Source organism: Ideonella sp., from assembly GCF_041918995.1.
Classification (GTDB): domain Bacteria; phylum Pseudomonadota; class Gammaproteobacteria; order Burkholderiales; family Burkholderiaceae_C; genus Ideonella.
Map to the genome: position 1 here is coordinate 13,117 of NZ_JAYRUN010000020.1, position 17,400 is coordinate 30,516.

Consider the following 17,400-nt stretch of genomic DNA (forward strand, 5'->3'; position numbering starts at 1 on the left):
AGCGGGCGCGGCACCACGAAAGGACACGACGATGGGCAGGATCGCACGGGCACGCGCCGCCACCCTGAAGCGGGTGCGCGGCCAGGCGTTGATCTGGCTGCTGGGCACCATGGTGGCCGCGGTGGCGGTGCTTTACGGGGTGTTCAACACCGCGCAGATCACGGTGGCCAAGCAGCGCACGGTCAATGCGGCCGATGCCGGCGCCCTGGCCGGCGCGACCGTGCAGGCGCGGGTGCTCAACCTGGCCGCCTACAACAACCGGGCGATGATGGCCAACGAGGCCTTCATGATCCAGATGCTCAGCATCGAGAGCTGGATCCAGTACCTTGCCACCACCGCCGACAACTTCGGCACCGTGGCACGGGTCATCGGCGTGTTCCTGCCGCCCGTGCAGGTGATCGCCCAGTTCCTCGACCGGATCGCCGACATCGCGGACCGGGTGCACGACGGTCTGGTCAAGGCCAACGACGGCATCATCAAGTTCGTCGAAATCGAGAAGAAGGCGATCTACGGCGCACACAGCGTGGTCATCAACGCCGGCGGCCTGCTGGCCGAAGATGCGGCCTCGAAGATCGTGCAGGCCAACCGCACGCATTGGGGCACGCACGAGGACCTCGGCGTGGAGGTCGACAACCGGCCTGGCGTTCGGGCGGCGACGTTCGCGCTGAACGAGCGTGACTGGCTGGCCTTCACGCGCGCCTACACCAACAACCGGCGCACGGACGCGCGCGAGGTGCTGCTGAACTCGCGCGACCAGTTCACCACCCATCGGCCCGGCGCCAGCTGGACCAACATCGACCTCGGGATCGTCGGCACCGAGAAGAACGGCGGCTCGCAGCTCAAGGGCTTCGACCGCTGGGAGACCCAGGACACCCTGGAGATCTGGGAGAAGGTGCCCTGCAAGTCGGGCATGTGCAAGGAGTACCAGCCCATCGGCTGGGGTCGCTCCAACGCCGACCGCAATGGTGGCGCCGGCGACGTCTGGTCGCCACGCCGCAGCGCCCAGAAGCTGGCCTACTCCGACGCCGAGAAGCACAAGGGCTGGAGCGGCGTGCCCGACATCTACGACATCCAGGACAAGTCGGTGCGCTCGCGCGAACAGCTGGGCCTGGACTTCCTGGTGGTCACCCGCCGCGTGCGCACCGCCACCCTGACGTCCAAGCAGTTGGGCATCGGCCTGGACGTGGGGGCCAACACCGGCGGCGCCGACATGGCCGAACGCCTGGAGGCCGATCAGTACACCGCCATCGGCAAGGCGCGCGTGTTCTTCGAGCGCCCGCGCCGCGGCCTGAGCAACGACTTCACCGCGCGCAGCCTGTGGCGTGACGACGCCGCCAAGGAGTACGGCTCACTGTTCAGCCCCTACTGGCAGGCGCGGCTGGCCGACCCGACGGCCGCCGAGAAGGCGGGCCTGCTGGTGGCCATGGGCATGCTGCCGGACAAGGCGCTGTACACACCGGGGGGCCAGTCACGATGAGCCGGGGCACCTGGACCTCTGCTGCACTGATGGCCGCGGCTTGCGCGGTGCCTGGCCCGGCACTGTCCCAGGCCCAGCCGGCGGCGGACGACACGAACCCGCTGCACCTGCGGCGGGTCGGCCTGGGCAACGTCGAGGGCATGAAGCTCAACATCGGCGTGAGCATCGAGGCGTGCCGCGTGGCCAAGAAGCTGCCGCTGGACGCACCGAAGGAGATGCCCTCCGACGAGATGCTGGCCAAGCTCGTCGTCATCGAGGACGAGGAGTACTTCCAGGGCGGGCGCTGGGCGCAGTACAGCACCCACCGCAGCGTGCTCGCGGACCCGTCCAGCGCCGACTGCCGGCTGGCGCTGTTCATCTCGCGCGGCGTGACCATCGAGCAGACCTGCGAGAGCCGCTACAGCGTGGGGGTGCCGTCGCCGCAGAAGATGGCCGATCCGCAGAAGCCGGAGCCGCCCGTGGCGACCGTGACCACCGGGCCGGGCGACAGTTGCCGCCGCAAGCGCCAGCGCATGTCCGTGCAGGGCCTGCCGCTGCAGAACGCGGGCGACGGCACCGCCTGTGTGTGGGCCGCCGATGCGCTGGCGGCGTCGATGCGCGCCGCCGGCCTCAAGGCCAAGGGCCACGACGACCAGAAGCAGGACTTCTGCCTCTATGCCCGACAGCCCGAGTACCTCTGGCGCGGCCACATCCGCCAGGTGGTGCTCAAGAGCAGCAGCAGCGACCGCTCGCTGGCCGGCAAGGACGTCAGCGACCTCTTCGGCGACGTGCGCGGCTTCTCCAACCAGCGCCTGCTGTCGATGACCGACGGACAGCCCATTCCGGCCGAGCGCTTCTCGCCATCCGCCGCGCAGGCCTTCGTCCAACAGCCGGCCAAGTCGCCGCTCAAGCCCTGAAGGAGCCCGCCATGCCATCCCTGCCCCTTCCCCGGCCGGCACGCCGCCTGGCGCAGCGCGGCCAGTCCATCGCCGAGCTGCTGCTCGGCCTGGCCATGCTGCTGCCGCTGTTCGTGGCGGTGGCCTACGCCGGCCGCTACGGCGACCTGCAGCAGACGGTCACCCAGGCCAGCCGTTATGCCGCCATGGGCCGCGCCATGGAGCCCTCCGAAGGCCGCCTGTCCAACCCCACGATCGAGGACCAGACGCGCGCCCGGTTCTTCCTGGCGGGCGACCACCTGCACCGCGGTCGCATCCAGAGCGACGACACCGTCGCCGGCTACACCAACGACCGCGGGCAGTCGGAGATGTGGCAGGACCTGTCGGGCAACCCGCTGCTGAGCCGTCCCGACCGGGTGACGCTGCAGTGGGACAACGCGGCGCTGGGCACCAGCGGCGTGGCCTCCTCGATGCGCATCATGACCAAGACCGCCGGCCTGGATTACCCCGGCGGCCGTGTGGCGCGGCTGGAGGTCACGCTGACCAACCGGCTCGATCAGGTCAATCCCAGCCCGCGGCCCATCGTCATCGCGGCCGCCACTGCGGCCGCCGGCAACGGCCTGGGCAGCTCCGGCTCCAAGGCCACCCGCGACGCCGCGGCCACCATCGTGCCGTCCTCCTACATCCCGGAGGCGCTGGACGGCCTGCTGTCCGAGGCCATCGGGCTGTTCGAGCCGGAAGGGCCGGAGCTTGGCTGCATCAAGCCCGATGTGGTGCCCACCCACCGCCTCGACGGCGCGGCGGACAACCGCCGCTGCCGATGAGTCCCATGCGTATGGCAGCGGTGCTCCTTGCGTTGGCCGGCTGGGCCGGCGATGGCCTGGCGGCACCCGCCTGGCCGGAGGTGTCGCCGCCGCCGCGCACGCAGCACCTGGAATGGGTGGCCCGCGACGCGGTGGTCAACGGCCTGCCCACGCGGATCGAGCGCTTCGAGACCGAGCTGACCCCCACCGAGGTGCTGGCGCACTACCGCCAGCAGTGGGCGCGCGCGGCGGTCGGTGCCCCGCGTGAGGTGCAAGGGGGCGACTGGCGCGCGGTCTCGACGCTGCTGCCCGACGGGTTCCAGGTGGCCGTACAGGTGCGGCCCCGCGCGAAGGCCGGCAGCGAGGGCCTGATCAGCGTGTCCGCCTTCCGCGACGTGCGTTCCGACCCGGTGCCCGCGCTCCTGCCGCGTTTTGCGGACACCCGCGTGGCCCAGGTCACGGAGTCGGTGGACGGGCCGATGCGCAGCCAGCTCATCAGCATGGTGAGCACCGCCACCTTCGAGGTGAACATGTCGCGCTGGCGCGGCGAATGGCAGCGCCGCGGCTGGGCGCTGTCGTTCGAGCAGCAGCCTCCGGCGGCCCGCGACGGCGTGCGGACCTGGCTGGCCAGCTTTGCCAAGCCGCCCCAGTCGGTCGATCTGGCGCTGTCGTGGAAACCGGGCGATCGACACGCCTACCTCACCGCCAACCTGCTCAGCCCTGCCGAGCCCGGGACCCTGCGATGAGCCCTCCCCGCTTCCCGCCCACCGGCGCGCGCCGCCAGTGCGGCCAGGCCCTGATCGAGTACGTCATCGTGGCCTCGGTGCTCGCTGCCGCGCTGTTCACCGTCGAGTTCGGCGGCAGGACAGGCGCCCAGTACCTGGCCGACATGATCCGCGCCTTCTTCCGTAGCCTGAGCTATTTCATCTCCCTGCCCTGACTGTTGTCCGCCATGGCCTTGCCCCGTCCCAAGATCAACACCAACTGGCTGCTGCTCGGCGTCGCCCTGACGCTGGGCGTCGGCGCGGTGTACCTGAGCAACCAGCTCATCCAGCGCCGCATGTCCGAACTGGAGGAGGAGGCGCGGCGGGGCCAGCAGACCGTCCCCGTCGTGGTGGCCAAGCGCGACCTGGCGCGGGGCGACCCCATCACCGCGGACGCCATGGCCGTGCGCCAGGTACCCAAGGATTTCGTGCACCAGAACGCCGTCACCCCGGCCGATTTCGGCGCGCTGGAGCGGCAGCGCCTGGCCGTTCCGCTCAAGCGAGGCGAGATCCTGTTGCCGGTCCACTCCGAAGGCAACGGCAATCAGGTGTTCTCGGCGACGCTGAAGAAGGGCCTGCGCGCCCTCACCTTCGAGGTGGATTCGGTCAACTCCATCTCCGGCATGCTGCGCCCGGGTGACCGCATCGACCTGATCTACACCGCCCGAGGCCCCAGCGGCGGCCCGCCGGGCAGCGAGGTGGAGGTGACCGCGCCGCTCATGTCGAACGTTCCGGTGCTGGCGACCGACCAGACCTTGACCAAGCGCGACGAGGAGACCGGCAAGGAACGCTCGTTCTCCACCATCACGCTCGAGGTCACGCCGCTGGATGCCGACCGCATCATCGTGGCCAAGAGCTCGGGCCGACTGACGGCGGTGCTGCGCCATCCGGAGGACGAGGCGGCCAACACCACCCGGCCGCTCACGGCGGCCCACCTGGGCCGCCACGGGCTGACGCCCGCCGCCACGGGGCCGTCCGTCGAGTTCATCGTCGGCGGCGCCGGGCGCGGCGGCGTGGCCGAGATCCAGCGGCAGCTGGGGCAGCTCGCCGCCGGCCTGGGCGCCGGCGTGCCGGCGGCGCCGACGGGCGGGCCCGCCGCCCACGCGGCCGGGCCGGTGGCCGCGCCCGCGCGTTGAGCGCCCATAAGAAGACCCATGTCCCAGAGAGGGAAGGAAGTACCTGTGTCTGCATCCATTGCGCCGCTGTTCCGCAGCGGCTTGCCCCTGCTGTGCCTGGCCGGCCTCTCGGCCCTCGCGATCGCCCAACCGGCCGATGGCAGCACCGCCGAGCCCGCCGCCGGGGCCGGCCGCGGCCGGGTGAACCCACCCACCACCGGCACCGTCATCGAGACGCCCGCACCCACCGGGCCGGTCGTCACCACGGCGCGGCCGCGCGGCACGCGCCAGGCCCTGCCGGTGGCCGTGGAATCGGGCCTCAAGCGCATCATGGCCGTGGGCGAGGTGACCACCATCGGGTTGCCCGGCGTGGCGCGCATCGCCATCGGCAACGGATCGCTGGTCAAGGCCACCGTGGTGGATGACCGCGAGATCGTGCTGCTGGCCGAGGCGCCCGGGCAGACCGTGATGCACGTGTGGCTGCGCAACGGGCGGCAGATCAGCTACGAGCTGCAGGTGCAGGCGGTGCGCGGCGCTCGCGTGCTGGAGGACCTGCAGGATCTGCTCAAGGAGACGCCCGGCATCACCGCGCGCCTGGTCGGCGAGCGGGTGGTGATGGAGGGGCGCTACCCCAACGCCGAGGCGGCCACGCGACTGAAGGCCCTGGCCAACCATTTCCCGCAGGTGCTCAATCTGGTGCCCGAGGCGCCTGCCGATGCCGACCCGTTGCGTCTGGACCGCATGGTGCAGATCGACCTGCGCGTGGTGGAGGTGAAGAAGCGCGCGCTGGACCAGCTCGGCATCAAGTGGTCCGGCAGCGCGAACGGGCCCACGCTGGCGACCAACGCGCTGCTCTACAGCAACACCCCGTGGCGGCCCGCCGGCACCGCCGGCTATGCGCCGGTGAACACCGCCCACCCCATCGCCACCTACCTCGGCCTGGCCACCCAGATCACGTCGGCCCTCAACTTCCTGGAGCAGAACGGCGACGCCTGGACGCTGGCCGAGCCGCGCCTGTCCTGCCGCAGCGGTGGCAGCTCCGAGTTCCTGGCCGGTGGCGAGATCCCCATCCCGGTGGGGCAAGGCTTCGGCGTGGTGTCGGTGGAGTACAAGAAGTACGGCGTGATGATCGAGTTCAAGCCGGTCGCCGACGCCGACGGCAACGTCGATTCGCATCTGGTGATCGAGGTCAGCGAGCCCGACACGCGCAACGCCAACGGCGGCTTCATCGCCTTCACCACGAACCGGACGGAGACGCAGGTGGCGTTGAAGCAGGGTGAGCCGCTGGTCATCTCCGGCCTGCTGCGGCAGAAGTCCGACAAGTCCAACGATGCCATTCCGGGCCTGGGCCGCCTGCCCTTCCTGAGCCTGCTGTTCGGGGCACGCGAGGCGCGCACCGAGCAGACCGAGCTGTTCGTCATCGCCACGCCGCGCGTGACGACCCCCGATTCCGCGCTCAACCGCAAGGGCATCGAGCAGGCCGGGGAACTGGCCGACGAGACCGACAAGCACACCCGCGGCCGGCTGGAACGCCCGCCGCTGTTCGAGCTGCCCGGCAGCGTCCCCGCCGCCGAACCGGCGGCGCAGGGCAACTCGCGCGGCAACCGCTGAAGGCCCTTCCATGCTGACCATCGAGATCTCCAACGGCAACGGCCAGGCGGCCCGGCCCATGCGCATCCATGCGCACCGTTGTGTCATCGGCAAGGACGTGGACTGCGAGGTCGCCCTGTCGGGCTGGCGCGTCTCACGCCGCCACGCCGAGGTGTTCGTCTCCAACGACAAGGTGTTCGTGCGTGACCTGGACTCCACCTTCGGCACGCTGGTGAACGACCGCAAGCTGGAGCAGGCGCATCCGCTGGCCGACGGCGATGAAATCCGCATCGGCCCGCACGCCCTGAAAGTGGCGTGGCACCGGCCGGGCGACCACGGCGCGCCGGCTGCGCCCGACCCGGCCGCTGCCGCCGCTGCCGCGCCCCGGCCCGCGGCCCCGCCCGCCCCGGATGCGCCACAGCCCCTGGAGGCGCCCACCGCAGCCAGCGAGGCGCACTACCGGGTGCGCAAGCTGCTGCACGACCGCCTGCTGGAGGCCTTCGACGTGCGGCGCACCGACACGCACCGCATGGCCGACACCGACCTGCGTGAGCTCACCGAGCGCCTGATCCGCGACCAGATCCAGCGCCTGGGCGACGAGCTGCCGCCGGACGTGGACCGGCAGCGGCTGCTGGAGGAGGTGCGCGACGAGGCGATCGGCCTCGGCCCGCTGGAGCCGCTGCTGGCCGACCCGACCATCACCGAAATCATGGTCAACCGCCACGACGAGGTGTTCGTCGAGCGAGCGGGCCAGCTGCAGCGCTGGCCCGCGGTGTTCACCAGCGACCGGGCGGTGCAGGGCATCATCGAGCGCATCGTGGCGCCCATCGGGCGCCGCATCGACGAGAGCTCGCCGATGGTGGACGCCCGGCTGAAGGACGGCTCGCGGGTGAACGCCGTGATCCCGCCGCTGGCGCTGAAGGGGCCGTCGATCACCATCCGGAAGTTCAGCAAGCGCAAGCTCGGCGCCGACGACCTGCTCAAGTACGGCTCGGCCAGCCCCGCGATGATCGAGTTCCTGCGCGTGTGCGTGGAGCAGCGCAAGAACATGCTGATCTCCGGCGGTACCGGTTCCGGCAAGACCACGCTGCTGAACATCCTGTCGAACTTCATCCCCAACGGCGAGCGCATCGTCACCATCGAGGACGCCGCCGAGCTGCAGCTGCACCACTCGAACATCGTCTCGCTCGAAGCCCGGCCCGCCAACATCGAGGGCAAGGGCCATGTGTCCATCCGCGACCTCGTCAAGAACTCGCTGCGCATGCGCCCGGACCGCGTGGTGGTGGGCGAGTGCCGCGGCGGCGAGGCACTGGACATGCTGCAGGCCATGAACACCGGCCACGATGGCTCGCTGACCACCGCGCACGCCAACAGCCCGCGCGACATGCTGGCGCGGCTGGAGGTGATGGTGCTGATGGCCGGGATGGACCTGCCCGTCACCGCCATCCGCGAGCAGGTGGCCTCGGCGGTGGACATCATCGTGCAGCAGACGCGCTTCGCCTGCGGCACCCGCAAGATCACCAGCATCGTCGAAGTGACGGGCGTGGAGAGCGGCAAGATCCAGCTGCAGGAGGTGTTCGCCTTCGTGCAGACCGGCATCAATGCCGCCGGCAAGACCCAGGGCCACTTCACCGGCCGCGGCTTCGTGCCGGAGTTCTACGACGAGCTGGCGCGCATCGGCGTGCCGCTGGGCCTGGACATCTTCCACGACGGCATGGGCACACCGCCCGAGAGCCGGGAGCGGCGGGCATGAGCGCGCGGAGGCTGCTGCCGTGAGCGCCGAGCTGCTGCTCGTCGCCCTGATGGTGTTCGGCGCCGTGCTCGCGGCGCTGTGGACGCTGCGCGCTGCCTACCAGCGCTGGCGCGAGATGTTCACCGAGAACGCGCGCGTGTCGCTGGAGGACATGTTCCTGTTCGTGGACCCGCGGGCGCTGTTCCACGCCAACGTCGCGCTGTTCCTGCTGCTGCCGCTGGGCGTGTGGCTGGTGACCGGCTCGCCCTTCCTGGCGGCGGTGGCGGCCATCGCCGGCGCGGTGTTCCCGCGGGCCGCCTGGGTGACCATGCGCACCCGGCGCATTCGCAAGCTGGCGCTGCAGCTGCCCGACGCACTCACCATGATGGCGGGCTCCCTGCGCGCCGGCGCCAGCCTGCAGCAGGCGCTGGACATGGTGGTCAAGGAGAACCCGGCGCCGGTGTCGCAGGAGTTCTCCATGCTGCTGCGTGAGCAGCGCCTGGGCCTGGCGCTGGAGGATTCGCTGCGTGGCATGGCGCAGCGCCTCAAGGTGGAGGAGATCGACCTGTTCGTCTCCGCCATGAGCATCGCCAAGGAGGTGGGGGGCAACCTGTCCGAGATCCTCGACCGCCTGTCCAGCACCTTGCGCGCCAAGGCCGCCATGGAGGGAAAGATCCGCGCGCTCACCTCGCAGGGCAAGCTGCAGGGGCTGATCGTCGGCGCACTGCCCATCTTCCTGGCCGGCATCCTGTACGTGATGGAGCCCGAGGCGATGCTGCCGCTGTTCACCACCCTGTACGGCTGGGGCGTCATGGCCGCCATCTTCGTGCTGCTGCTGCTCGGCGGCTTCTTCATCAAGAAGATCGTCACGATCGACGTCTGAGGGCCGCCTGCCATGCATGACACCCTGACCATCGCGCTGCTCCTGGGCCTGGCCCTGGCGGTGGCGGCGTTCGCCGTCTGGCGCCTGGTGGTGGAGCTGGGCGGCGCGGAAACCACCTACCGGGACCGCCCGCCGTCGGGCTTCCGCTGGCTGTGGCCGGCGGTGAACATCTTTGCCAACACCTTCGGCTTCCTGCTGCGTGGCGAGCGCGAAGCGGCCCTCCTGGCCCGCCTTCGCAAGGCGGGCCAGGAGTACGCGCTGACACCGCACCAGTTCTTCGGCGGCAAGATCGCCGGGCTCGCATTGGGGGCGCTGGTCGGCGTGTCGGTGGCCGCCGAGGGCAACCACCTGCTCGGTGCCGTGCTCGGCGGCCTGTTCGGCTTCGTCTACCCCGACATCTGGCTGAGCGACCACACCAAACGGCGCAACCTCGCCATCCTCAAGGCGCTGCCGTTCTTCCTGGACATCGTCACCCTGTCCATCGAGGCCGGGCTGAACCTCACCGGCGCACTGCAGAAGGCGGTGGACAAGTGCAAGCCCAGCCCGCTGATGACCGAGATCAACCGCGTGCTGCGCGACGTGCGGGCCGGCAAGCCACGCATCGACGCGCTGCGCGACCTGGCCGAGCGGCTCGACTACGCGCCCGTCTCCAGCCTGGTCAGCGCGCTCGTGCAAGGTGAGCTCATGGGCTCCAGCCTCGGCCCCATCCTGCGCGCCCAGAGCGACCAGCGCCGAACCGAGCGCTTCCAGCGCGCCGAGAAGCTGGCCATGGAAGCCCCGGTGAAGATGCTGGGCCCGCTCATCATGTTCATCTTCCCCTGCACCTTCATCGTCATCGGCTTCCCCATCGTGGTGAAGTTCCTGACCTCCGGCATATGAGCGCGCCCGCCGCGCTGGAACTGCACATCGACGGGCGGCCCAGCGGCGTGCGCGTGCGCACCGCCCTGCGCTGGTGGACGCGCGCCGTCGGCCTGCTCGCCACCCCCCGGCTCGACGACCCCAGCGGCCTGTGGATCGCACCGTGCAACTCCGTGCACACCTTCGGCATGCGCTACCCGATCGACGTGCTGTTCCTCGCCCGGGACGGTGCCGTGCAGCGCGTCGTGCCCGGGCTGCGCCCGTGGCGTGCGGCTGGCTGCCGGCGTGCCCATGCCACGCTGGAGCTGCGTGCCGGGTTGGCGGCCCGGTTGCACCTCACGCCGGGCCGACGCCTGGCACTGGATACCTGACATGAGTGAACTTCAGTGGCAGGCCCGCCGCGGATTCCGCACGGACCCGGTGGGCGCTGCGGCGGCCGCGGGCTGGTCGGTGCGCCTGCTTTTTGTCGGCTGCATCTTCACCTCGGCCTTCCTGCTGTTCCTGGTGCAGCCCATCATCGCCAAGCAGGTGATGCCCTGGTTCGGCGGCACGTCCGGGGTGTGGACCACCTGCCTGATGTTCTTCCAGCTGGTGCTGCTGGCCGGTTATGGCTACTCGGACGGGGCGACGCGTCGGCTGTCACCGCCGCGGCACGCCGCGCTGCATGTGCTGCTGCTCGTGCTGGCCGTGGCGACGCTGCCCATCACGCCCGGCGAGGCGTTGAAGCCGGACCCGGCGCGGCCACCGATCGGCGACCTGGTGCTGCTGCTGGCCGCCACGGTGGGGCTGCCGTACTTCTGCCTGTCGACCACCGGGCCGCTGTTGCAGGCCTGGTACGCCCGGCTGTTCCCGGGCAGCCGGGTCTACCGGCTCTTTGCGCTGTCTAACCTGGCCTCGCTGGCCGGGCTGCTGGCCTACCCGTTCCTCATCGAGCCGTACAGCAGCAGCCTGCAGCAGTCGCGGGCGTGGAGCGTGGGCTTCGTGGTGTTCGCCGTGCTGTGCGCCGGCTGCGCCTGGGCCAGCCGACGCGCCGCGCCGGTGCCAACGGTGGGGGGCGCCCCGGCCGGTGCCGCGCCGCCCGCGGCGGCGGCGGGTGACCGCAGCGCCCGCGCTCCCCGCGTGGGAGAGCAGGCCTTGTGGTGGCTGCTGTCGGGCCTGGGCTCGGCGCTGCTGCTGGCCATCACGCAGCACATGACGCAGAACGTGGCGGCCGTGCCGCTGCTGTGGCTGCTGCCGCTGTCGCTGTACCTGCTGAGCTTCGTGCTGTGCTTCGAGGGCCGCGGCGCCTACCGGCGCAGCGTGTTCACCGGCCCGCTGATCCTGTCGCTGGTGGTGCTGGCCTGGGGCATGAACGTGCACTCGCGGGAAGTGGACATCACGCTGGCGGTGCCGGCGTTCTCGATCGCCTTCTTCATCTGCTGCATGTTCCTGCATGGCGAGCTGGCGATGCGCAAGCCCGCGCCGCGCCACCTGACGCGGTTCTACCTGGGCCTGAGCGCGGGCGGCGCGGTCGGCGGGCTGCTGGTCAGCGCATTGGCGCCGCTGCTGCTGGACCACTACTACGAGCTGCCGCTGCTGCTGGTGGCCGTGGCGGTGCTGATGCTGGTGCTGCTGAAGGACTATTTCACCGCCAACCTGGCGGCTCTCGGCGTGCTGGCCTTTGCCGTCATGGCCACCGTGCTCACGGTGCTGATGGCGTGGGTGTTCCACCAGCGCCAGGCCCAGGACACGCTGGCCATGATGCGCAACTTCTACGCCGCCTCGCGCGTGGCCCAGTACACCAACGACCACGGCGACACGGTGCGTGCGCTGTACAACGGCTCCATCGTGCACGGCACCCAGATCGTCAGCGACGACCCGGCGCGCCGCCGCACGCCCACCACCTACTACGGTGCGGGCAGCGGCGTGGCGTTGGCAATGAACCACCTGGCGGGCGCGCCACGCTCGGTGGGCGTGATCGGGCTGGGCGTGGGCACGCTCGCGGCTTACGGGCAGCCCGGCGACGAGTTCCGCTTCTACGAGATCAACCCGCACAGCCAGGCCATCGCCGAGCGTGACTTCAGCTACCTGCGCGAGTCCCCGGCGCGCCACGAGGTCGTGCTGGGCGACGCCCGCATGAACCTGCAGGCCGAGGCCGACCAGGGCCGCCCGCAGGCCTTCGACCTGCTGGTGGTGGACGCGTTCTCGGGCGATTCCATTCCCGTGCACCTGATCACCCAGGAGGCGCTGGCGGTGTACCGCCGCCACGTCAAGCCGCACGGCCTGATCGCCTTCCACGTGTCCAACCTGTTCCTCGATCTGGAGCCGGTGGTGCAGCAGCTCGCCGCGGACGCGGGCCTGCAGGCGGTGTACCTGCGTGCGCCCGCGCGCTACCCGGAGACCGCGTCCGTGTGGGTCATCGTCACCGACGACCCGGCGTTCCTGGCCGATCCGCAGGTGCAGGCGCGCCGGCAGCCCATCACGCCCATCCCGGGCCTGACGCTGTGGACGGACGCGTCGAACAACCTGGTGAAGGTGCTGCACTGAGGCCGCAGGGCCTCAGCCCTCCAGCCGCTGCTGGAACACCAGCCCCGCGTGCTCGCGCAGCGCGTGGAAGCGGATCTTGGGCCAGTTGCCTTCGATGGCGCGCAGCTCGGCGGCGTATTCCAGCAGCAGCGTCGGCGCGTTCACCGCGTCGTAGGCGATGCGGTGGCTGTTGCCGTCGATGAAACGCTTCAGCTCCGCCTCGTCGGCGGCCGCGCCCTGGCCGGTCTCGCAGGTGACCCAGCGGGCCACGTTGTAGCGCGCCGGCGTGATGCGTGCCTTCACGCCGTATTCGTGCTCCAGGCGGTGGGCCACCACCTCGAACTGCAGCTGGCCCACGGCGCCCAGCAGCAGCACCGTGCCCATCACCGGGCGGAAGACCTGGATCGCGCCTTCCTCGCCCAGCTGGGTGAGGCCGGCCTTGAGCTGCTTGGTCTTCAGCGGGTCGGCCACCTCGACCGCGCGGAACAGCTCGGGCGCGAAAAAGGGCAGGCCGGTGTACTGCAGCGCCTCGCCTTCGCTGAGCGTGTCGCCCAGCTGCAGCACGCCGTGGTTAGGAATGCCGATGATGTCGCCCGCGTAGGCCTCGTCCAGCAGCTCGCGCTTCTGGCTCATGAAGGTGACCACCGTGTTGGGCCGCAGCTCCTTGCCGGAGCGCACCACCTTCATGCGCATGCCGCGCTCGAACTTGCCCGAGGCCACGCGCACGAAGGCGATGCGGTCGCGGTGCGCCGGGTCCATGTTGGCCTGGATCTTGAACACCACGCCGCTGAACTTGGGCTCGTCGGGCGCCACGCTGCGCTGGATGGCCGCGCGCGGGCCGGGCGCAGGCGCCAGCTCGACGAGGGCGTCCAGCACCTCCTGCACGCCGAAGTTGTTCACGGCGGAGCCGAAGAACATGGGCGTCTGCCGGCCGGCCAGGAACTCGGCCTCGTCGAAGGCCGGCGCGGCCTCGCGCACCAGCTCGATCTCGCCGGCCGCCTGCGCGTACACATCGCCGAAGCGCTCGCCCAGCACCGGGTTGGCGATGCCGTCGATGATCTCCTCGGTGCCGGCCACGCGGTCCTCGCCGGGCGCGAACACGCGCATCTGGTCGCGACGCAGGTCGAGCACGCCGCCGAAGAACTTGGCCATGCCCACCGGCCAGGTGAAGGGCACCACCGTCATGCCCAGCTCGCGCTCGATCTCGTCCATCAGCGCCAGCGGCTCCTGCACCTCGCGGTCCATCTTGTTCACGAAGGTGAGGATCGGCGTGTTGCGCGCGCGGCAGACCTGCAGCAGGCGCCGCGTCTGCGGCTCCACGCCGTTGGCCGCATCGATCACCATCAGCGCCGCGTCCACCGCCGTCAGCACGCGGTAGGTGTCCTCGGAGAAGTCCTGGTGGCCGGGGGTGTCCAGCAGGTTGATGGTGCAGTCGCGGTACTCCATCTGCATCACCGACGAGGCCACCGAGATGCCGCGCTGCTTCTCGATCTCCATCCAGTCGCTGGTGGCGTGACGGCTGGCCTTGCGCGCCTTCACCGAGCCGGCGATCTGGATCGCGCCCGAGAACAGCAGCAGCTTCTCCGTCAGCGTGGTCTTGCCGGCGTCGGGGTGGGAAATGATGGCGAACGTGCGCCGGCGGCGCACGTGGCCCGAAAGGGGCGTGGAGGTGTCGGAGGCCATGGTGTCCTTGCAGCCGGCACGGAGGCGGTGCCGCGCCGGGCGGCGGGCGCCGCGCGGCACCGCGCAGGCGGGCGGCCCGCGGCGCGGGCTCGAAGGCCGCAATTATCGGGGCTGCGCCAGAGCGGGCGGCAGCGCGGGTGCGCACGCACGGCGCCCCCCACGGCCACGGGGTAGGCACGGCGGCCGGCGCCGCTATGCTGCCCGCGCCGCAGGACGCGGCACCCGTTCCGCTTCCCCAGGGCCCTCGGCCCGCACTGCCCATGACGCATTCGATTCGCCTGACCTTCCTCGCCCTGGCCTGCGCGCTGGCTCTGGCCGGCTGCAAGAAGGCGCCCAACGACGCGCCGGCCGACGCACCGGCGGCGGCCCCCTCTGCCCAGCCCAGCAGGCCGCCGGCTCCACCGGCCGAGCCCACGCCCGAGGAGCGCGAGGCCGCGGCCAGGAAGGCCAAGCTCGACTACGCCACGATGGAAGACGGCTACCTGAACGATGCGCAGGCGCAATGGGCCAGCACGGCACGCGCGAGCTCCTCCTTCAACGAGAAGGAGCCCCCGGCCGACCCGAAGGACTCGCGCGCCTGGCGCGCCACCGGCACCGTGGATGGCAACACCTGGTCCCAGGGCCGGCAGGACGTGGGCATGGACTGGATCGAGCTGGGCTACGACAAGCCCGTGCACGCGACGGCCGTGCGGGCCGTCTTCGAAAGTCAGGAGGCGGTCGAGGCCATCACCAAGGTGGACCTCATCGACACGGCCGGTGCCGTGCAGACCGTGTGGAGCGGCATCAGCGACGTCAAGCGGGACGACCGCGGTGAACGGACCTGGTTCGTGCGCACTTTCGCCCGCAGCGCGCAGCCGATCCGCGCCGTGCGGCTCACCTTCGCGAACAACGTGGCCAGCGGCTACAAGGAAGTGGACGCGGTGCAGCTGGTCGGTGAGTGACAACCGGTGAGGGTGCGCCGGGCGCTCGCTGAAGACGCTCGTTGACGGCGCTCGCTCAGGGCGCCGGGCACAGCCCTTGCCGGATGACGGCATGTTCGCCCTCGGTCGCCGCCTGCAACGCTTCTTCACCCGCGGTTCATCTGCCGTCGCAGAGGGCAGCGTGAGCATGCGGGGCATGGAATCGAACGACCGATGGGTGCCGCCGGCGGCCGACGACGGGGAGGCCGCGCTGGTGCCGCTGTATGTGGCGGGCGTGTACCGCGAGGCGCCGGCGCGGCTGCGTGCGCCCTTGCTGGAATGCCTGCTGCGCCCGGTGGGCGCCCTGGGCCTGGTGGCGGTGGCCGGCGGCGCCTTCGCCGCGGTGCGTCACCGCCACGGGTGGGACTCGCTGCAGGTCACGCTGGAGGACACCGCCCGCATCAGCGCCGAGCAGGTGCTGGAGCTGTCGGCCTACCTGCAGCAGACCACGCCCGAGGTGTTCCGCCAGGTGGGCGAGCTGGTGGCGCAGCAGCCGGCGCTGGCGTCGTCGGGCCTGAGCGCGGCGCTGCTGCTCAGCGTGCTGCGGCGCGGGCGGCGCTGAGGCCGCGTCGCCTCGCTGCGCCTCACTCCTCCAGCAGGCTGCGCAGCATCCAGGCGGTCTGCTCGTGCACCGTCAGGCGCTGCGTGAGCAGGTCGGCGGTGGGTTCGTCGCCGGCCTTGTCGGCCAGCGGGAAGATGCCACGTGCCGTGCGCGCCACGGCCTCGTGGCCTTCCACCAGGATGCGCACCATGTCCATCGCCTTGGGCGGCGTGGCGGGCGCGTCCTTCAGCGAGCTGAGCTCGCCGAACTGCGCGTAGCTGCCGGGTGCCACGTGGCCCAGCGAGCGGATGCGCTCGGCGATCGGGTCCACGGCGTTCCACAGCTCGGTGTACTGGGCCATGAACATCGCGTGCAGCGAGTTGAACATGGGCCCCGACACGTTCCAGTGGAAGTTGTGGGTGGTCAGGTACAGCGTGTAGGTATCGGCCAGCAGGCGCGACAGGCCCCCGGCGATCGCGCCGCGGTCCTTGTCGCTGATGCCGATGTTGATGGCGAGGGGGGCGCGCGAGGCGGCCGTGCCGCCGCTGTTCGATTTCTTGGCCATGACATGCTCCTGTGCGGGCTGAGGCCCCATCTTAGGTGGCCGGCCGGCAGAGGGCCAATGCATAGGCTGCATCGTTGCGATAGCCCGCCGCCGCCCTACTCACTCAAGCGCTTCACGCTCGGCAGCTGGCAGGCATACACCGCATTGCGCAGCGCCGCGATCGCCTCGTAGCGGGGAAAGGTCTTGCGCCAGGCCAGCACCACGCGGCGGGTGGGCGCCGGCTCGGCGAAGGGGATGAAGGCCACGTGGGCCTGCGGCTCGCTCGGCACCGACAGCGCCGGCACCACGGTGACGCCCATGCCCGAGGCCACCATGTGCTTGATGGTCTCCAGCGACGAGCCCTCGAAGCTCTTCTTGATGCCCTCGGCGTCGCTGGAAAAGCGCGCGAACTCGGGGCAGACCTCCAGCACATGGTCGCGGAAGCAGTGGCCCGTGCCCAGCAGCAGCATGGTCTCGCGCTTGAGCTCCTCGGCCGTCACACGCTCCTGGCGCGCCAGGGGGTGGGTGCGCGGCACGGCGGCCATGAAGGGCTCGTCGTACAGCGGCGCGATGGCCAGGCCGGTCTCGGGGAAGGGCTCGGCCATGATGGCGCAGTCGAGGTCGCCGTTGCGCAGCATGTCCAGCAGCTTGACCGTGAAGTTCTCCTGCAGGATCAGCGGCATCTGCGGCGTGCGGTCGATGGCGTGGCGCACCAGCTCGGGCAGCAGGTAGGGGCCGATCGTGTAGATGATGCCCAGGCGCAGCGGGCCGGCCAGCGGGTCCTTGCCGCGCTTGGCGATCTCCTTGATGGACTGCGCCTGCTCGATCACCTGCTGCGCCTGCCGCACGATGGCCTCGCCCAGCGGCGTCATGGAGACCTCGTTGCTGCCGCGCTCGAAGATCTTGCAGTCCAGCTCCTCTTCCAGCTTCTTGATGGCCACCGACAAGGTGGGCTGGGAGACGAAGCAGGCCTCGGCGGCACGGCCGAAATGCCGCTCGCGCGCGACGGCGACGATGTAGCGCAGCTCGGTGAGCGTCATGGCGCCATTGTGCGCTGCCCGGCGGGGGCCG

Annotated in this window: 17 protein-coding genes; 14 read left to right on the forward strand and 3 right to left on the reverse strand. The window is 70.8% G+C overall.

All coding sequences use genetic code 11. The annotated features are described in order from the left end of the window. Positions 1–31: 31 nt before the first annotated feature. Genes ACE3UN_RS16530 through ACE3UN_RS16585 form a run of 12 tightly spaced genes read left to right on the forward strand, consistent with a single transcriptional unit; the run spans position 32 to position 12,623 of the window. Positions 32–1,477: a pilus assembly protein TadG-related protein gene (locus ACE3UN_RS16530; RefSeq protein ID WP_374676078.1), complete on the forward strand. Its 1,446-nt coding sequence runs from the start codon at positions 32–34 to the stop codon at positions 1,475–1,477. Positions 1,478–1,506: 29 nt separating this feature from the next. Continuing rightward, positions 1,507–2,373, forward strand: coding sequence for a hypothetical protein (locus tag ACE3UN_RS16535; RefSeq protein WP_374676079.1), 867 nt, complete (start codon positions 1,507–1,509; stop codon positions 2,371–2,373). Between the two features lie 11 nt (positions 2,374–2,384). Beyond that, entirely contained in the window at positions 2,385–3,176 is a 792-nt protein-coding gene (locus ACE3UN_RS16540) for a hypothetical protein (protein ID WP_374676080.1), read from the forward strand. Beyond that, positions 3,173–3,901 carry a hypothetical protein gene (locus ACE3UN_RS16545; protein ID WP_374676081.1) on the forward strand — a complete coding sequence of 243 codons (729 nt, stop codon included), beginning with the start codon at positions 3,173–3,175 and terminating at the stop codon, positions 3,899–3,901. The genes ACE3UN_RS16540 and ACE3UN_RS16545 overlap by 4 nt, the downstream gene beginning before the upstream one ends. Next, a complete protein-coding gene (locus ACE3UN_RS16550) occupies positions 3,898–4,095 on the forward strand; it encodes a hypothetical protein (protein ID WP_374676082.1) in 198 nt (65 codons plus the stop codon). Before ACE3UN_RS16545 ends, ACE3UN_RS16550 begins: the two co-directional genes overlap by 4 nt. A 12-nt stretch (positions 4,096–4,107) precedes the next feature. Continuing rightward, positions 4,108–5,055 carry a Flp pilus assembly protein CpaB gene (gene cpaB / locus ACE3UN_RS16555; RefSeq protein ID WP_374676083.1) on the forward strand — a complete coding sequence of 316 codons (948 nt, stop codon included), beginning with the start codon at positions 4,108–4,110 and terminating at the stop codon, positions 5,053–5,055. Between the two features lie 45 nt (positions 5,056–5,100). After that, entirely contained in the window at positions 5,101–6,645 is a 1,545-nt protein-coding gene (locus ACE3UN_RS16560; protein WP_374676084.1) for a type II and III secretion system protein family protein, read from the forward strand. A 10-nt stretch (positions 6,646–6,655) separates the two neighbouring features. Next, positions 6,656–8,377 (forward strand): ATPase, T2SS/T4P/T4SS family, encoded by a 1,722-nt coding sequence (locus ACE3UN_RS16565; RefSeq protein WP_374676085.1) that lies wholly within the window; start codon positions 6,656–6,658, stop codon positions 8,375–8,377. 19 nt (positions 8,378–8,396) lie between these two features. Then, positions 8,397–9,239 (forward strand): type II secretion system F family protein, encoded by an 843-nt coding sequence (locus tag ACE3UN_RS16570; protein WP_374676086.1) that lies wholly within the window; start codon positions 8,397–8,399, stop codon positions 9,237–9,239. 12 nt (positions 9,240–9,251) lie between these two features. Further along, complete coding sequence (locus ACE3UN_RS16575) at positions 9,252–10,118, forward strand: type II secretion system F family protein (protein ID WP_374676087.1); 867 nt, start codon at positions 9,252–9,254, stop codon at positions 10,116–10,118. After that, positions 10,115–10,468 carry a DUF192 domain-containing protein gene (locus ACE3UN_RS16580; protein ID WP_374676088.1) on the forward strand — a complete coding sequence of 118 codons (354 nt, stop codon included), beginning with the start codon at positions 10,115–10,117 and terminating at the stop codon, positions 10,466–10,468. The genes ACE3UN_RS16575 and ACE3UN_RS16580 overlap by 4 nt, the downstream gene beginning before the upstream one ends. Position 10,469: 1 nt before the next feature. Beyond that, positions 10,470–12,623 carry a fused MFS/spermidine synthase gene (locus tag ACE3UN_RS16585; RefSeq protein WP_374676089.1) on the forward strand — a complete coding sequence of 718 codons (2,154 nt, stop codon included), beginning with the start codon at positions 10,470–10,472 and terminating at the stop codon, positions 12,621–12,623. 12 nt (positions 12,624–12,635) lie between these two features. On the opposite strand, the gene ACE3UN_RS16590 is transcribed toward ACE3UN_RS16585, so the two are convergent. After that, positions 12,636–14,285, reverse strand: coding sequence for a peptide chain release factor 3 (locus tag ACE3UN_RS16590; RefSeq protein ID WP_374676090.1), 1,650 nt, complete (start codon positions 14,283–14,285; stop codon positions 12,636–12,638). 260 nt (positions 14,286–14,545) lie between these two features. Here ACE3UN_RS16590 and ACE3UN_RS16595 point away from each other — a divergent pair, with 260 nt between their 5' ends. Both ACE3UN_RS16595 and ACE3UN_RS16600 read left to right on the forward strand, forming a co-directional pair. Next, positions 14,546–15,226 carry a hypothetical protein gene (locus tag ACE3UN_RS16595; RefSeq protein WP_374676091.1) on the forward strand — a complete coding sequence of 227 codons (681 nt, stop codon included), beginning with the start codon at positions 14,546–14,548 and terminating at the stop codon, positions 15,224–15,226. A 91-nt stretch (positions 15,227–15,317) separates the two neighbouring features. After that, positions 15,318–15,806, forward strand: coding sequence for a hypothetical protein (locus ACE3UN_RS16600; protein WP_374676092.1), 489 nt, complete (start codon positions 15,318–15,320; stop codon positions 15,804–15,806). 22 nt (positions 15,807–15,828) lie between these two features. Here ACE3UN_RS16600 and ACE3UN_RS16605 read toward each other — a convergent pair whose 3' ends face one another. Both ACE3UN_RS16605 and ACE3UN_RS16610 read right to left on the reverse strand, forming a co-directional pair. Continuing rightward, positions 15,829–16,350: a Dps family protein gene (locus ACE3UN_RS16605; RefSeq protein ID WP_374676093.1), complete on the reverse strand. Its 522-nt coding sequence runs from the start codon at positions 16,348–16,350 to the stop codon at positions 15,829–15,831. Positions 16,351–16,445: 95 nt separating this feature from the next. Next, positions 16,446–17,369 (reverse strand): hydrogen peroxide-inducible genes activator, encoded by a 924-nt coding sequence (locus ACE3UN_RS16610; protein WP_374676094.1) that lies wholly within the window; start codon positions 17,367–17,369, stop codon positions 16,446–16,448. Positions 17,370–17,400 lie beyond the last annotated feature (31 nt).

What these genes read in the sequence shown, in the direction of transcription:
- ACE3UN_RS16530 (WP_374676078.1), top strand. Translation starts at nt 32, where the DNA reads ATGGGCAGGATCGCACGGGCACGCGCCGCCACCCTGAAGCGGGTGCGC.
- ACE3UN_RS16535 (WP_374676079.1), top strand. Translation starts at nt 1,507, where the DNA reads ATGGCCGCGGCTTGCGCGGTGCCTGGCCCGGCACTGTCCCAGGCCCAG.
- ACE3UN_RS16540 (WP_374676080.1), top strand. Translation starts at nt 2,385, where the DNA reads ATGCCATCCCTGCCCCTTCCCCGGCCGGCACGCCGCCTGGCGCAGCGC.
- ACE3UN_RS16545 (WP_374676081.1), top strand. Translation starts at nt 3,173, where the DNA reads ATGAGTCCCATGCGTATGGCAGCGGTGCTCCTTGCGTTGGCCGGCTGG.
- ACE3UN_RS16550 (WP_374676082.1), top strand. Translation starts at nt 3,898, where the DNA reads ATGAGCCCTCCCCGCTTCCCGCCCACCGGCGCGCGCCGCCAGTGCGGC.
- cpaB (WP_374676083.1), top strand. Translation starts at nt 4,108, where the DNA reads ATGGCCTTGCCCCGTCCCAAGATCAACACCAACTGGCTGCTGCTCGGC.
- ACE3UN_RS16565 (WP_374676085.1), top strand. Translation starts at nt 6,656, where the DNA reads ATGCTGACCATCGAGATCTCCAACGGCAACGGCCAGGCGGCCCGGCCC.
- ACE3UN_RS16575 (WP_374676087.1), top strand. Translation starts at nt 9,252, where the DNA reads ATGCATGACACCCTGACCATCGCGCTGCTCCTGGGCCTGGCCCTGGCG.
- ACE3UN_RS16580 (WP_374676088.1), top strand. Translation starts at nt 10,115, where the DNA reads ATGAGCGCGCCCGCCGCGCTGGAACTGCACATCGACGGGCGGCCCAGC.
- ACE3UN_RS16585 (WP_374676089.1), top strand. Translation starts at nt 10,470, where the DNA reads ATGAGTGAACTTCAGTGGCAGGCCCGCCGCGGATTCCGCACGGACCCG.
- ACE3UN_RS16590 (WP_374676090.1), bottom strand. Translation starts at nt 14,285, where the DNA reads ATGGCCTCCGACACCTCCACGCCCCTTTCGGGCCACGTGCGCCGCCGG.
- ACE3UN_RS16595 (WP_374676091.1), top strand. Translation starts at nt 14,546, where the DNA reads ATGACGCATTCGATTCGCCTGACCTTCCTCGCCCTGGCCTGCGCGCTG.
- ACE3UN_RS16600 (WP_374676092.1), top strand. Translation starts at nt 15,318, where the DNA reads ATGTTCGCCCTCGGTCGCCGCCTGCAACGCTTCTTCACCCGCGGTTCA.
- ACE3UN_RS16605 (WP_374676093.1), bottom strand. Translation starts at nt 16,350, where the DNA reads ATGGCCAAGAAATCGAACAGCGGCGGCACGGCCGCCTCGCGCGCCCCC.
- ACE3UN_RS16610 (WP_374676094.1), bottom strand. Translation starts at nt 17,369, where the DNA reads ATGACGCTCACCGAGCTGCGCTACATCGTCGCCGTCGCGCGCGAGCGG.